The sequence below is a fragment of the Nitrosomonas sp. Nm33 genome (genome assembly GCF_900107265.1).
Lineage (GTDB): Bacteria > Pseudomonadota > Gammaproteobacteria > Burkholderiales > Nitrosomonadaceae > Nitrosomonas.
In genome coordinates this window covers 94,222-108,185 of sequence record NZ_FNPJ01000001.1, presented here as the reverse complement: position 1 = coordinate 108,185, position 13,964 = coordinate 94,222, and the positions used below count along the sequence as shown (strand labels likewise).

The following is a 13,964-nucleotide window of genomic DNA, read 5'->3' as shown; positions in this document are numbered from 1 at the left end:
GATATAACATACCTTCTATCGTCATGCGCAAATTGCGCTTGTTATAAATCGCTTCTTGAAGCAGAATTTTCTCCAGCTTCGACCAGAACTCATCAGTAAGCATCAATCGGGGCATCGCAAACTCGTTTTATTGGTGGTGTGAGAACCTCTCAATATTACGAGTTTGCTTCTATTTATGAAATACTTATCTCAAAACGTCAACAGACCCTAGCATCGGCTCTATCTCGATTTAAGACAGTGATGGATCAATTAGCACATGTACGGATGTTGCGTGAACTGTTACACCACAGAATCCTAAAAATCCTTCGTCAACTCAATAGCTTGATCTTGGTTTTGCTTAACCGGGCAATAGTAAAATTTTATAATTACTTGTTTAATCAGAAGATGAAGATGCATCCTGATAAAGACACACTGAACTATGATGCAGATGAGCTATGCAAAAGAATCGCCATTCTTACGCAAAGCATAATGAATTTCTGGGAAGGTGGCGGTTGGGCTTCGGGAGACGCTGCAAATCTTCTGGATAGATCGATGCTTCAATGGCAAGCATCCTTAGCGATGAGCTTATCGCGGTGGGTAAATGCGTCTTCCTATGGTGACCTCATTCTCGCGTGGGCCAGCCTAGGAGCGCTGATCGAGGGTCAACTCAAACTGTTTCTATGTGTTTACTATTATGACTACGCAAAGGATATAGATGGAATACGTAAACGCGGCCAACCAATTGATCCTGACATAAAGATACATTTGGCGGTGGATGATTGTGGCTTACCGGTCGAGTTTGAGATTACCGCTGGAGAAGTGAATGATTGTTCTGTAGCACCGCACCTTATTGCCAAGTTACCCGATGCGGAAGCAATGGTAGCGGATAGGGGCTATGACAGTGAATGTATACGTGAGCAGATAGTAAAGAAGGGAGCCAGGGCTGTGATACCAACAAGGCGCAACTCAGTGAAAGGTAACGCAGATATGGATTGGGGATTATATAGATACCGGCATTGGGTAGAAAACGCTTTTGCCCGGCTAAAACAGTACCGGGCAGTGGCAACGCGATATCAATTCATTACTCATTCAAGGAGAAATGTATGCTCATGACATTTACAACCGATGTCTATGCCGACACCATGTTTGGGAATGACGCGCTTACCATGTTGAAAATGATGGAGTACAGTGCAACCGTGCCAGGCGCTATTCTGGCAGCGGATGTCCCTCAAGCGCCGAGTCGGTTAACAGCCGCTTTAAATGCACAAAAAGAAGTCTCACCAGCAAAGGATACGGATGAGCCAGCGGTGAGCATGGTTAATCGAGGACTGCCTCTAATTGAGCTACTGACTGCCGTAGCAAAGGCAGGCTGTGACGTAATGTGGAAATAAATCGATACCAGGAGAAAATAGGCTAAGTGGAAGGTCTATCTGCAGGAGTCATGCTAGGAGGCCGCATACCGGAGCACCGCGACGTAATGACATGCAGTACCCACCATTACAAACAAATGCCAGATGAAATGACCGTATCGAAAGCGCGAATCGGTCACAAAAAAAAACACGCCAACGGTGTAAGCCATGCCCCCTGCAACTAACCATAGTAGGCCGGATGCAGGTATGCGGGTATATAACGGATAAATCGCGATCAGAATGAGCCACCCCATAAGCAGATAAAGACTGGTAGAGATGATGGGGTTGTACATCTTATCAAACACCTTCAGTGCCACCCCGATTGCGGCAAAGCTCCAGACGATCCCAAGGAGCATCCAGCCCCATGCGCCACGAAGCACACCAAGCGTGAACGGCGTGTAGGTACCGGCGATAAGGAGAAAGATCGCGCTGTGTTCGACAATTTTAAACACACACTTGGCCTTGCCTCGCGGCAGGGCGTGATATAGAGTGGAAGCAAGATAAAGCAGCACCATCGTTGCCGCGAAGAGACTCGCACCGGCGATGAATTCCGTATCTGCGTGCTGCACTGCATGCATAATAAGAAATGGGGTTGCCACAAGTGCTGCGACCAATCCTATACCATGGCTGATGCTGTTCGCGATCTCTTCCCCTCGGGACTGCTCACGTTCGGGTTCTGCAAGCAATATTTTCACGATTTTCCAACCTGCGGTCTAACGCGGGTGTGAAAAACGACTTGATGGGTCAAGCAACACCGTTTCCGGGAGGTACTTGAACTTGATTTTTCGTCGATCGGAGATAATCGAATACACAGCATTTTGAGAAGTGGAAGCCAATTCTGTTCACCTCTGGGTACAACTTTATGAAAAGTATTTGCAATGTCCACGCTGATCGGTACACGCATTAGCGTGGAGTAGTTTAACAAGGCTAAGGTCTGTTAACATTTCACATAGGTAGCCATAGATATCCACATGCCATGGCAACCATACTTTCGTAATTTCTCTTCCGTTTGTCATATCGCGTTGCTACTGCTAGCACTGTTTTAGCCGGGCAAAAGCGTTTTCTACCCAATGCCGGTATCTATATAATCCCCAATCCCCAATCCATATCTGCGTCACCTTTCACTGAGTTGCGCCTTGTTGGTATCACAGCCCTCTGGCTCCCTTCTTTACTATCTGCTCACGTATACATTCACTGTCATAGCCCCTATCCGCTACCATTGCTTCCGCATCGGGTAACTTGGCAATAAACTGCGGTGCTACAGAACAATCATTCACTTCTCCAGCGGTAATCTCAAACTCGACTGGTAAGCCACAACCATCCATCGCCAAATGTATCTTTATGGTGTTACCCGCACGGCTTTTCCCGATAGCCTGCGGTTCTTGACCTGCTGCACCCGCACTATGCTGATGCGCTTTAATGTAGCTGCCGTCAATGAATTTCCACTCCCAATCCGGATCAATGATCAGTGCCTTGAAAACCCCGACCCACTTGTTACTGGATGACCAAGCATTGAATCTCTTGTAGATTGAATTCCAATACCCAAACACCTTGGGTAAGTCTCGCCACGGGCAAACCAACCCCATTCGATACCGCATACCTTCTACCGTCATGCGCAGATTGCGCTTGTATAAATTGTTTCTTGAAGCAGAACCTTCTCCAGCTTCGACCAGAACTCATCACTGAGCATTAATCGGGGCATTGCAAACTCGTTTTATTGATTGTGCGAGAACCCCAATATTACGAGTTTTCTTCTATTTATGAAATACTTATCTCAAAACGTCAACAGACCTTAGTCTGTCGCCGCAAAAAGAAACGAAATTTTATCGGCTATTAAACACGTGTCTCGCTCATTTTTTCCTTTTATCCTTAATACGCTGATTCTGAGTGTCTACTTCGAACAAGCCAATGGCCTTTATGAGGTCGCTGAATTTTGCGTAACCATAATTTCGCGAATCAAATGCTGAGAAGTTCTTCACAATATGTTTTTTCACCTCTCCCATGTTAGCAAAGCCATCTTCATCGGAAATCGCTTCAATTGCAGAGCGGATCAGTGATACCAGTTTGGTGTCCATCGCCAGCTCCCTGGAATTTTTCTTGGTACCGGGTATTATGGTTGAAGCTTCGCTCGAAGTTGTCGTAGATTTTGTGGTTTTCTTTTTCGGACTCGCTTTGGATTTGCTAGAAATATCTTCCGCTTGTGTCGAAAGATCATCTTCACTGTCGACCTGCTTATTTTGCGAAAGGATTTCGAAGTACTTGAATTCGTTGCAGGCGGCTTGCAATGATTCCGGTGTTTTTTTCTTACCAAAACCGTAGACCAGTTTACCGGCTTCTCGGAATCGAATCGCCAGCCTGGTGAAGTCGCTGTCGCTAGAAACGATACAAAAACCGTCCAGCGGGGCTGTGTAGAGCAGATCCATAGCATCAATGATCAGCGCGCTATCCGTTGCATTCTTGCCTTTGGTGTTGGCATATTGCTGAATGGGTTGGATAGCGTGTTTGGGCAACATTTCCTTCCATCAGCTCAACTGATTTTGAGTCCAGTCACCATAAATACGCCTGACATTCGCATCTCCGAATTTTGATATTTCCTCGAACAATTCATCAATGAGGTCGATCACCTTAAAGGTGTTGTCCGCATCAATCAATACCGCTAGCCTGGGATTGTTGTTGTCGGCACTCATAGAGTAGTCCGAAGATAATCAAAATTTGTAGTGAACATGTTTATGGGAAAATTCCTGAAGTTATTTGAAGTTGAAAGTATACAGAATATATACTGTCCTTTCCGATCCTCCCCGTTCTGGTAAGAATATGAATACAAGTGGAACTGAAATATGTGAACCTTGATGACTACGAGAAGAAATACTTCCCGATCTACAAAGCTTTCGCTGAAACGGTTCGTTTCATTTTGGAGAAAGCGTTACTAGTCACCGAAAATTTACCAAGACCTCAATCCATTCAGTGCCGAGCTAAAGAAATCGAAAGCTTGCGGCGACGACTAACCGAGTTGGGCAAACTGGATACACAGACACTGGAGCTAGATCGCCGAGATCTCGCGGGTGTCAGGCTTATCTTCTATACCAACAATGACGTTGATCACTTTCTGGCATCACCACTAATCCGAGAAAATTTCGAGATTGAAGAAGATTCGACGAAGGTTCACCATCCTACTCTTGAAAACAAAAGGGTACGATACCGGGCAATTCATTATACGGTTCGGTTACGTGAGGATCGCACGCATCTACCAGAATATGCGAAGTTCGCTGATCTTCGATGTGAAATTCAGATCCAGACCATTCTAAACCACGCTTGGTCCGAGACATCCCATGATCCTATTTATAAAGCCGAAATGGGCAATGGTACGGAAAGAAAGCTATGGAAGGCATTTTCCGTCGATTTGAGCAGATTATGGACAAGTACCTTATACCGGCAGGCTTTGAAATACAGAAAGCTCAGCAAGATTATGAACGACTTCTTCAAAGCAAAGAGCTCTTCGACAAAGACATCGCCAACCTATTGAATGATGCTCAGAATAACAATGAGCGTTATGAAATCCTAACAGGACTTAAGGACTACGCTATTTGGTTAGAGGTGAATTTGGATTTGCGAACGCGTGGAGATCTAGGAAGGAAGCCTTGACTGAATGGCTTGAAGATGAGAGATCAGAGGTCCAAGCATTCGCTAAAAGGCATATCGCAGAACTTAACCTCATGATCACATCAGAACAGCGTCGAACCGAGGCTGAAAGAGAAATACGAAATAGAAACTATGATGAGGAAAATGACAAAGACGATCCGTGGACTAATTATGCTTGATGTTGAATGGCTGCTTTTTGATGTCTAGCAGATGTTAAGTAGATTTTCCTCATTGATTGCTAATGGCACAAAGCGGTCATTTCAATGATGCCAATTGTCAGCGCTTATTGAATTCTATTTTTGAATCAGTCAGATTAAATCTAAACTTTTATAGATAATACTAATCGTATAAAAAGAATTCTCTATGTTGAGAATGCAAATACCCGTTAAGCTGGGAAATTAAAGTTTGATTGATGACCGGCACTCGTTACCGAAAATGAAATGTATTTTAATATTGTTCTTCAGTACGGTAAAAGGTACGGTATAAATGATATTTTCTTAAAATTTACTTTATAATCAAGTACTTACATAGATTATTGGCGGAGAGGGTGGGATTCGAACCCACGTGCCAGGTTACCCCAACCATCTGATTTCGAGTCAGCGCCGTTATGGCCACTTCGGTACCTCTCCACGCGCGGTATTCAAAATATAAATTTGCAAACCTTCATAGTTTACCAGTTTATAGCCGTTTTATTTATAACAAAAAGCATGATCTTTGTATAAATTAGACGGCATCAGCAACTGCATTTCTTATTTTCTGAATTGCTTTGACTTCAATCTGTCGAACCCGCTCAGCTGATACCCCCAGTTCTTCAGCCAATTCATGAAGCGTCGCAGTATCTTTTTCTCTTAACCAGCGGGCCTCAATAATATGACGACTACGATCATCAAGTTTTGCAAGTGATTCTTTAAGTCTTTCATGGTATATGCGAGAAATCTGTTCTTTCTCACATACTTGCGACGGGTCTATTCCATCAGTCAAATAATTAATTGGACTACAGCTTTCATCATCTTCTTCTGATAATGGCTCCAATGAAATATCGCGACCACTAAAGCGGGTTTCCATTTCGACTACTTCTTCAGATTTGACTCCCAATTGCTTTGCTATCACAGCCACTTCTTCCTGATTCAGGGTATCCAGACCTTGTTTCATACTCCGTAAATTAAAAAATAACTTACGTTGCTGTTTGGTAGTTGCGATTTTGACTAATCTCCAATTTCGCATGATGAATTCATGAATTTCTGCTTTAATCCAATGAATGGCAAATGAAACAAGGCGTACGCCACGCTCCGGATCAAATCGTTTCACAGCTTTCATTAATCCGATATTACCTTCCTGTATTAAATCAGCATGGGGTAGCCCATAACCTAAATAGCCCCGAGCTATAGCAACTACTACTCTTAGATGCGATAACACCAATTGATGAGCAGCTTTTATATCATTTTCATCCCTCAGACATTTCGCCAAACGAATTTCTTCCTCTTGGGATAGCATAGGAAAGCGGTTAACAGTTTGAATATATCCTTCAATACTACCTTCCACTATCATTGGTAACGCTAGAGTTGTTGTCATACTTTCTCCTTTAACTTCAGTTTTAAATTGTTATTATTTTAAAATTTATTTTAGCACTCACGCAATGAGAGTGCTAATAATCCCTGAAGTTTCCCTCATCATTAAGAAATTTAAGAGAGAAAATCTTTTGAAGACCCAAATTTTAGTGTAGAAATAAAATAAATATTTCCTGAATATTCAGGAAATATCTTACTTTTTGAAGATAAAAATCTAGAAAGTGAGTAAAAGTGAGTAAAAGTGAGTCTGTGTATAGGAGACGCTGGGTATGAAAAAGTTTACCCACTAAAAATCAACATCTTTATTTTGGTTCTATTTGAGAAAGATGCTGTGCAACTGATAGCCTTGCTCCCAACCACCCCAGCAACGCTGAAAAAATAAGCAGGCTAAGGCTATCTTGTAAAGAAAGATGGTTCAAATGAAAATCCGATGCATAGAGTTGCGCAAGCTCAACTAAACTTTCATTGATTGCCTGAATGCTTAAAGCAATGAGGAGCCAGGCAGCTATCGCACCGCCCATTCCTTGTATTGCACCAAAATAGAGAAAAGGACGACGAATGAAGCTGTCTGTAGCACCGATTAACTTAGAGACTTCAATTTCATCCCGTTTGGTCAATATCTGCAGGCGAATAGTGTTGAAAACTACTATTACCAACGCTAGACTCAATAACACAGCTAACATTAATACGGCAAGCTGACCTAATCTGAGTAAAGCATCCAATCGCCTGGCCCAATCGGTATCGACCTGAACATGCTCTACCTCAGGCCATTTTTTTATGGTAGCGCGTATATTCTCAAGTTCATCAGGTGAAATTTGCTGGATATTGATAATAAAAGCATCAGGCAATGGATTTCTTATAAGATTGCTTGCAATATCATTTAAACTACTTTCTTGTTGTAGCTGTTGCAAGGCAATTTCCTTGGAGATGAATTGAAAACTTGCAATAGAAGGAAATTTCTCTAACTGTGAATTAATATTTTCAATATCTGCGTGTGACGCGTTCAGTTTAAGAAATAAACTTAATTGGGGCGTATTGACAGTATCACCCGAGATAGTTTGCAGATTCCCAAGCAAAGTATAAATACCAAGAGGTAAACTGAAAGCAATACCAATCACAATAATGCTCAGGAGGCTAGATAATGGTGCATTTACAAGCTTTTTGAATGTCTGGCTTAGTGCTTGCCAATGTTGAAATAACCATATGTTCATATAACCAGCTTTCCTTGATTGAGTGTAAGAATACGATACCGGTTATCATTTAATATTGCTGTGTCGTGGGTAGCAATTACTACAGTAACGCCTACTTGATGAAAAGATCTGAATACTTCCATAATGCTCTGCGCATAATCTGCATCAAGATTCGCTGTTGGCTCATCGGCTATCAAAATAGATGGACGATGAACTACTGCTCGAGCAATACATAATCGTTGCTTCTCGCCCCCTGATAATGTGATGGGGTAAGCATTTTCCTTTTCCAGCAACCCAACCTTATCAAGTGCGGCTCGAACTCTGCTAGCCGCAGTCTTTCTCTGAAAGCCTCGTATTTGTAGTGGCAGCATAACATTGGCAAAAACAGTTCGATCATACAAAATTTTCTGATCTTGAAAAATTAAACCCAGGCTACGCCGCAAAAAAGGAATTGTATTTTTCTTAAGTGCATTGACATTCTGGTCGCTTACCATGATATTGCCAGATGTGGGTCGTTCAATTGCTGCAATAAGCTTTAACATAGTGCTTTTACCAGCACCTGAGTGGCCAGCTACCAATACTAGTTCACCCGAATGAATTGTAAAAGCAACATTTTTTAGAGCTTCAAAGCCGTCTGGGTAACGCTTGTAGACATTGATAAAGCTAATCATAAATACTACTACCACCAAGATTTAAACTGTTAAAAGCTTAATCAAATATTGCCTCGACAAATTCCTGCGCATTAAAGGGTCTTAGATCATCCAGCCCTTCTCCTATCCCGATAAAGCGCAAGGCAGGAGGGTCTTGTGGATATTGTGCGGCTATAGCAGCGATTACACCGCCTTTGGCAGTTCCATCCAGTTTGGTAAGAACTAAGCCTGTCACCCCAAGTGCTTCATCAAAAGCCTTGAGCTGGTTAAGTGCATTCTGACCTGTATTGGCATCCAATACTAATAAGACCTCATGTGGCGCATCTGGTAACGCTTTGTTGATAACACGTTTGATCTTTTTAATTTCTTCCATTAGATGCAATTGAGTAGTCAAACGACCAGCAGTATCGGCCAATACTATATCGATATCTCGTGCTTTGGCTGCATTGATTGCATCGAATATGACAGCTGCCGGATCACTCTTTTTCTGGGAATCGCTCTCCTGGGCAATAACTATAACGCCATTACGTTCGCCCCATGCCAATAATTGCTCTCGCGCTGCTGCACGGAATGTATCTCCAGCAGCCAGTAATACCGATTTACCTTGTGATTGAAAATAATGAGCAAGTTTTCCAATCGTAGTGGTTTTCCCAACGCCGTTTACACCTGTTATCATAATAATAAAGGGTTTCTTCGTCGTAACATCAAGTGGTTGTGCCAATGGCGCAAGCAAACTAACCAAAGTCTCCTGAAGCGCTCCTTTTAGTTGCTCTGCGTTGCTCAACGCATCTCGTTTCACTTTTTTACGCAATGTTTCCAGCAACCAATTTGTAGCATTCACGCCAGTATCTGCGGTAAGCAAGATGGTTTCGAGCTCATCATAGAGAGCTTCATCTATTTTGCGACTACCCAATAAACTGGATAATTGCTTGCCGAAATTCTGCCGGGTCCGAGCAAGCCCTTGTCTGACTTTGCTTGTCCAACTCTCCGTATTAGAATTATCTTCAGTGGGATTTTTTTCAGTAGAATTTTTTTTAGATTTAAAAAGGCTAAACATTCTGGTAGGCTGTAGTTACTCTGAATTCACAATAAATGCTGATTTTATTCCTATTACACAAATTTGAGTGTGTTAAAAATCAGCGCGCTATATTCTTATCACATTACTTAAATAATCAAATAGTTGCGGTATTAAAATACCAATTTCCTTTATAAAGATGAATTTTCTAACATATTATTTTTTATGTTACATCAAAATGTTTTTCTGATAATCCATATTACTAGTTTAAAGTGGAAAAATTAGCTGTCCGTAATATAATTCAATCAACTTGTATCTGTTATAACCTATTGACTTAATCAAATATATCTTTCTTTTTTTCTTGTACCCTTGCAATCTCTTCTAAAGAAATAGAATAAAATTCAAGCAATTGAGATAAAGTTATCTTCCAAATAAATAATATCAATGCCTCGCCCAATCCATACACTGATTGATCTTTCAGCACTTGAACATAATCTTTGCATCGTACGCAAACATGCGCAAAACGCACGTATCATGGCAGTAATCAAGGCAAATGCTTATGGGCATGGCTTACTCAATACTGCAAGTGCTCTAAAAGCCGCGGATGCTTTTGCTGTTCTTGAACTCGATGCTGCTGTACGCTTAAGAGAAGCAGGTATTTATCAACCCATTTTGCTTCTTGAAGGTTTTTTCTCTGAGGCAGAGCTAGCAATTATAAGGCAGTATCAATTAAGTACAGTAATACACAATCATGAGCAATTGACTATGCTCTCCTCAACAAAACAAAAAACTAAGATAAATATATTTCTTAAAATCAATACAGGAATGAATCGTCTTGGTTTCACACGCAAGGAAGGATTAGCCGTACTTGACACGCTAAGGATTAATCCGTATATCAATCAAATTACGTTAATGACACATTTTGCCTGTGCAGATGATCCCTCTAAAAAAGACGAAGTCAATCAACAGCTCAAACGTTTCCGCTTATTTTTTGGAAAATATCATCTGCCATGCTCATTGGCAAACTCTGCAGCAATTTTACAATATCCAGAAGCACATGCTGACTGGGTACGTCCTGGCATTATGCTCTATGGTGCATCCCCTCTGATAGATAAAACCTCTTCAGAGCTGGGTTTACGCCCTGTCATGACGGTTTCAAGCAGAATAATTGCCACACAACATATTGATGCAAAAGAAAAAGTTGGATATTGCGGTCAATTTCAGGCCGAACAACCAATGCATATTGGTATCGTTGCATGCGGTTATGCTGATGGATATCCACGACATGCGCCCACAGGAACACCAGTGCTTGTCAATGGGCAGCGTACACGTATAGTGGGACGTATATCCATGGACATGCTAACTGTTGATCTTACTGGGGTTAAAAATGCTAGTATTGGGAGTCCAGTAATTTTGTGGGGAAACGAGTTACCAATAGAAGAGGTAGCAAAATCTGCGGGTACAATCAGTTATGAATTGTTTTGTGCTTTATCCTCAAGAGTTAAGGCATTAACAGTAACAAACGAGAATCAGTAAAGCCTTTTAACTTCACTGACTCCCAAGCAAAAATATGTTTATTCAACTTTAGCTTTACTACGTAAATCTTGCACAGTTGTAGCAAAGTTTCGCTGTAATACACGTTGCTGCATATTCGATTTTACTTCTTCAAATGGAGGTGTGACTGCAGTACGTACATCTTCTAGGCGAATTACATGCCATCCGAAAGAAGTTTGCACCGGTTTTTCAGTCGTACTTCCTTTTTTGAGGTTCTGCAAAGCTTCCGCAAAAGGCTTGACATAGGCTGCAGCTGCGCTCCATCCTAATTCACCCCCATTGTTTTTACTACCGACATCAATTGATTTTTCTCCTGCCAGTTTCTCGAAAGAAGCGCCTTTTTTCTTAAGAGAAGCAATGATATCTTTGGCTTCTGCTTCAGTTTCAACCAGGATATGACGAGCTTTATATTCCTTATCACCCATCTGTGCTTTCACAGCATCATATTCACGTCGTAATACAGCGTCACTCACGGTATTATTTTTGATGTAATCAGCCTGATAGGCTCTAACTAATATCGCCTGACGCGCAAGTTCGGTTTGAGTTATCACATCCGGATCCCGATCAAGTCCTTTCTTAAGAGCTTCTTGCACAATAATCTCCTCCGCTATGAGATTCTCGCGCAGAGCATTTCTCATTTCCGAAGATTCAGGTTGGCCTTGAGCTACAGCCGCTTTGACCATAAAATCAAGCCTCGCCTGCGGAATGACTACTCCATTCACTTTTGCTACAGCAGCAGTCGATTGGGCATGAAGAGAAGTGACAATAAAACTCGACATACACACTGGTATTAACAATAGAATTTTTATTAAGCGCATGCAGCTACCTCTAAGTAATTTAAAATTGATATAAATTTATTTATACAAGATTACGCTCTAACAGTATGATTGACTGTAAGCGTGATTCTTTGCATATTATAGGCATAGGTAACGTAAAATATCTGATAATCCTTATTAATGAAACCTCTTATATTTAACTTGGTTTAATCTGGTAAAACTTTTTTGAATGGTTTAACAGTTACTTTTGAATATACTCCTGAGGTAATATAAGGATCCGCTTCCGCCCAAGATTGCGCTGCTTCAAGTGAAGCAAATTCTGCCACAATTAAACTTCCTGAAAAGCCGGCAGGCCCGGGGTCGGGACTATCAATTGCAGGATAGGGTCCTGCAAGTATAAGTCGCCCTTCATTTTGCAATGCTCTGATGCGCTCTAAATGTGCTGGTCTGGCTATCATGCGCTTTTCAAGGCTATCCGGAGCATCTTCCCCATTTATCACATAAAACATCATATTAATTACCTATTTTTATTAATTTATCTTTAATCTTATATATCAATTTTTTAAACCATTTAGGCTAAAATAATTATTAGTAAATTAGAAATTATTTCATATTAATTTAAATAGAGATTATAGAGATTATAAAAATCTCTTAGGATTCAATTTTTATACTTTACATTGATTTATTATCAACTAATAGATTAAAAAGAATTATTAAATACTTACTTAATTACATTAAATAGGATTTGGCTTAAACGAATATAGTGTTAGATTTAAATTTGATTTTAACTGGGAAATCTTGTGAATTATAAAAAATAAATTGAATATAAAGTAAAGTGGAATTCAAAGATTACTATAACATTTTGGGCATCAAACGAGATGCCACACAAGACGATATTAAACGCGCCTATCGTAAGTTGGCACGAAAATATCACCCAGATGTCAGTAAAGAACCTGATGCCGAGAACCGTTTCAAAGAGATTGGCGAAGCATATGAGGTACTTAAAGATCCTGAAAAACGTGCTGCTTATGATCAATTAGGCTGCAGTTGGAAAAGTGGTCAGGAATTTCAACCTCCACCGGGATGGAATCAGGGTTTTGAGTTTCATGGTGGTGGCTTTACCCAAGCAGATGCTTCAAAATTCAGCAACTTTTTTGAAGCATTATTTGGAAGCCGCTTCACTGCCAATAGGAAGAATCGTGATTATGGTTTCAATGTACGCGGCGAAGATACACATGCCAAAATATTCATTAATCTTGAAGATGCTTATCATGGAGCAACTCGTGCTATCACACTCCAGCACACCGAGATAGGCTCTGATGGGCGACCACAGATCAAGGAGCGTACATTAAATGTGCGAATACCAAAAGGAATTCGTCAGGGTCAACTTATTCGTCTCGTAGGCCAAGGTAGCCCAGGTGTAGGCCAAAGTAGAGCCGGAGATCTTTATTTAGAGGTAGCATTTCAACCGCATCCTTTCTATAAAGTTGAGGGAAAGGATGTGTTTCTCGAACTTCCTGTTACGCCGTGGGAAGCCGCGTTGGGGACAACAATCAAAGCTCCTACTCCAGCGGGTATTGTTGATTTGAAAATACCCCCTGGCAGCCAATCTGGGCGCAAACTACGCCTGAAAGAACGAGGTATTCCAGGTCATCCACCTGGAGACTTATACATTATATTGCAAATTATTTTGCCGTCAGCTGATAGCGAGCAAGCTCGCATGCTATACCGAGAAATGGAACAAAAACTGGCATTCAATCCGCGCGCCAGATTGGGGGTATAAATGACAATAAATCATGATGCAATCGATGGCATTATCGTTGAAGATGATATGGAATTTTCTTTCGGGGAGTTAAGTCATATCTGTGCGGTCAATGCAGAGTGGATCATTTCTTTAGTTGAAGAAGGAATTCTTGAACCAATGAATATCACGTCCAAACAGTGGCGCTTCAGTGGTGCTTGTCTACGACGCGTTCAGGTTATTCAGCGTTTACAAAAAGATCTTGGCGTTAATCTGGCAGGCGCCGCATTGGCGCTCCAGCTTCTTGAAGAGGTCGAAATATTACGCACTCGTTTAAGTATAATCAAGTCCAGCGATATTGGATAGTCTAAAGCAAACCCATTGTCACCTAAGTAAATAGGCAAGAATCCAAGTTAGCATGGGTTAACACAGCTAACTGTTAG

Annotated in this window: 13 protein-coding genes, 1 tRNA gene and 4 pseudogenes; 7 read left to right on the top strand and 11 right to left on the bottom strand. The window is 41.3% G+C overall.

Features of this window, described 5'->3' with window-relative positions:
* Nucleotides 1–115: pseudogene (locus tag BLV54_RS15345) on the bottom strand (IS5/IS1182 family transposase); the annotation flags it as partial.
* Between the two features lie 620 nt (nt 116–735).
* Here BLV54_RS15345 and BLV54_RS00530 point away from each other — a divergent pair.
* Both BLV54_RS00530 and BLV54_RS00525 read left to right on the top strand, forming a co-directional pair.
* Nucleotides 736–1,053: pseudogene (locus tag BLV54_RS00530) on the top strand (transposase); the annotation flags it as partial.
* Nucleotides 1,054–1,082: 29 nt separating this feature from the next.
* Nucleotides 1,083–1,370, top strand: coding sequence for a DUF1840 domain-containing protein (locus BLV54_RS00525; protein ID WP_090566195.1), 288 nt, complete (start codon nt 1,083–1,085; stop codon nt 1,368–1,370).
* A gap of 53 nt (nt 1,371–1,423) precedes the next feature.
* Here the strand turns inward: BLV54_RS00525 and BLV54_RS00520 are convergent, their stop codons facing one another.
* The 3 genes and pseudogenes from BLV54_RS00520 to BLV54_RS00510 all read right to left on the bottom strand — a co-directional run bounded on the left by BLV54_RS00520 (nt 1,424) and on the right by BLV54_RS00510 (nt 4,075).
* Nucleotides 1,424–2,083 carry a PAQR family membrane homeostasis protein TrhA gene (locus BLV54_RS00520; RefSeq protein ID WP_090566192.1) on the bottom strand — a complete coding sequence of 220 codons (660 nt, stop codon included), beginning with the start codon at nt 2,081–2,083 and terminating at the stop codon, nt 1,424–1,426.
* 250 nt (nt 2,084–2,333) lie between these two features.
* Nucleotides 2,334–3,090: pseudogene (locus BLV54_RS00515) on the bottom strand (IS5 family transposase).
* A 148-nt stretch (nt 3,091–3,238) separates the two neighbouring features.
* Nucleotides 3,239–4,075 (bottom strand): annotated as a pseudogene (locus BLV54_RS00510) (NYN domain-containing protein).
* Nucleotides 4,076–4,227: 152 nt separating this feature from the next.
* Here BLV54_RS00510 and BLV54_RS00505 point away from each other — a divergent pair.
* Complete coding sequence (locus BLV54_RS00505; protein ID WP_176969627.1) at nt 4,228–4,911, top strand: RelA/SpoT domain-containing protein; 684 nt, start codon at nt 4,228–4,230, stop codon at nt 4,909–4,911.
* A gap of 115 nt (nt 4,912–5,026) precedes the next feature.
* The gene (locus BLV54_RS00500; protein WP_143032379.1) at nt 5,027–5,206 is read left to right on the top strand and encodes a hypothetical protein; all 180 of its coding nucleotides are present in this window, start codon (nt 5,027–5,029) and stop codon (nt 5,204–5,206) included.
* Between the two features lie 357 nt (nt 5,207–5,563).
* On the opposite strand, the gene BLV54_RS00495 is transcribed toward BLV54_RS00500, so the two are convergent.
* The 5 genes from BLV54_RS00495 to ftsY form a co-directional block, all read right to left on the bottom strand.
* Nucleotides 5,564–5,656, bottom strand: a tRNA-Ser gene (locus BLV54_RS00495).
* Nucleotides 5,657–5,750: 94 nt separating this feature from the next.
* Nucleotides 5,751–6,599: an RNA polymerase sigma factor RpoH gene (gene rpoH / locus BLV54_RS00490; protein ID WP_090566181.1), complete on the bottom strand. Its 849-nt coding sequence runs from the start codon at nt 6,597–6,599 to the stop codon at nt 5,751–5,753.
* Nucleotides 6,600–6,897: 298 nt separating this feature from the next.
* Nucleotides 6,898–7,806 carry a permease-like cell division protein FtsX gene (gene ftsX, locus BLV54_RS00485; RefSeq protein ID WP_090566178.1) on the bottom strand — a complete coding sequence of 303 codons (909 nt, stop codon included), beginning with the start codon at nt 7,804–7,806 and terminating at the stop codon, nt 6,898–6,900.
* The gene (gene ftsE, locus BLV54_RS00480) at nt 7,803–8,456 is read right to left on the bottom strand and encodes a cell division ATP-binding protein FtsE (protein WP_090566175.1); all 654 of its coding nucleotides are present in this window, start codon (nt 8,454–8,456) and stop codon (nt 7,803–7,805) included. The genes ftsX and ftsE overlap by 4 nt, the downstream gene beginning before the upstream one ends.
* 37 nt (nt 8,457–8,493) lie before the next feature.
* Nucleotides 8,494–9,492 carry a signal recognition particle-docking protein FtsY gene (ftsY, locus tag BLV54_RS00475; protein WP_090566173.1) on the bottom strand — a complete coding sequence of 333 codons (999 nt, stop codon included), beginning with the start codon at nt 9,490–9,492 and terminating at the stop codon, nt 8,494–8,496.
* 402 nt (nt 9,493–9,894) lie between these two features.
* Here ftsY and alr point away from each other — a divergent pair, with 402 nt between their 5' ends.
* The gene (alr, locus tag BLV54_RS00470) at nt 9,895–10,986 is read left to right on the top strand and encodes an alanine racemase (RefSeq protein ID WP_090566170.1); all 1,092 of its coding nucleotides are present in this window, start codon (nt 9,895–9,897) and stop codon (nt 10,984–10,986) included.
* Nucleotides 10,987–11,024: 38 nt separating this feature from the next.
* On the opposite strand, the gene BLV54_RS00465 is transcribed toward alr, so the two are convergent.
* Entirely contained in the window at nt 11,025–11,783 is a 759-nt protein-coding gene (locus BLV54_RS00465; protein ID WP_339389429.1) for a peptidylprolyl isomerase, read from the bottom strand.
* 203 nt (nt 11,784–11,986) lie between these two features.
* Nucleotides 11,987–12,289 (bottom strand): YciI family protein, encoded by a 303-nt coding sequence (locus BLV54_RS00460; protein ID WP_090566205.1) that lies wholly within the window; start codon nt 12,287–12,289, stop codon nt 11,987–11,989.
* Between the two features lie 326 nt (nt 12,290–12,615).
* Between BLV54_RS00460 and BLV54_RS00455 the strand changes: the two genes are divergently transcribed.
* Together BLV54_RS00455 and BLV54_RS00450 are read left to right on the top strand one after the other, a co-directional pair.
* Nucleotides 12,616–13,563 carry a DnaJ C-terminal domain-containing protein gene (locus BLV54_RS00455; protein WP_090566163.1) on the top strand — a complete coding sequence of 316 codons (948 nt, stop codon included), beginning with the start codon at nt 12,616–12,618 and terminating at the stop codon, nt 13,561–13,563.
* Nucleotides 13,564–13,887, top strand: a complete 324-nt coding sequence (locus BLV54_RS00450; protein ID WP_090566160.1) for a chaperone modulator CbpM — start codon at nt 13,564–13,566, stop codon at nt 13,885–13,887.
* Nucleotides 13,888–13,964: the final 77 nt, after the last annotated feature.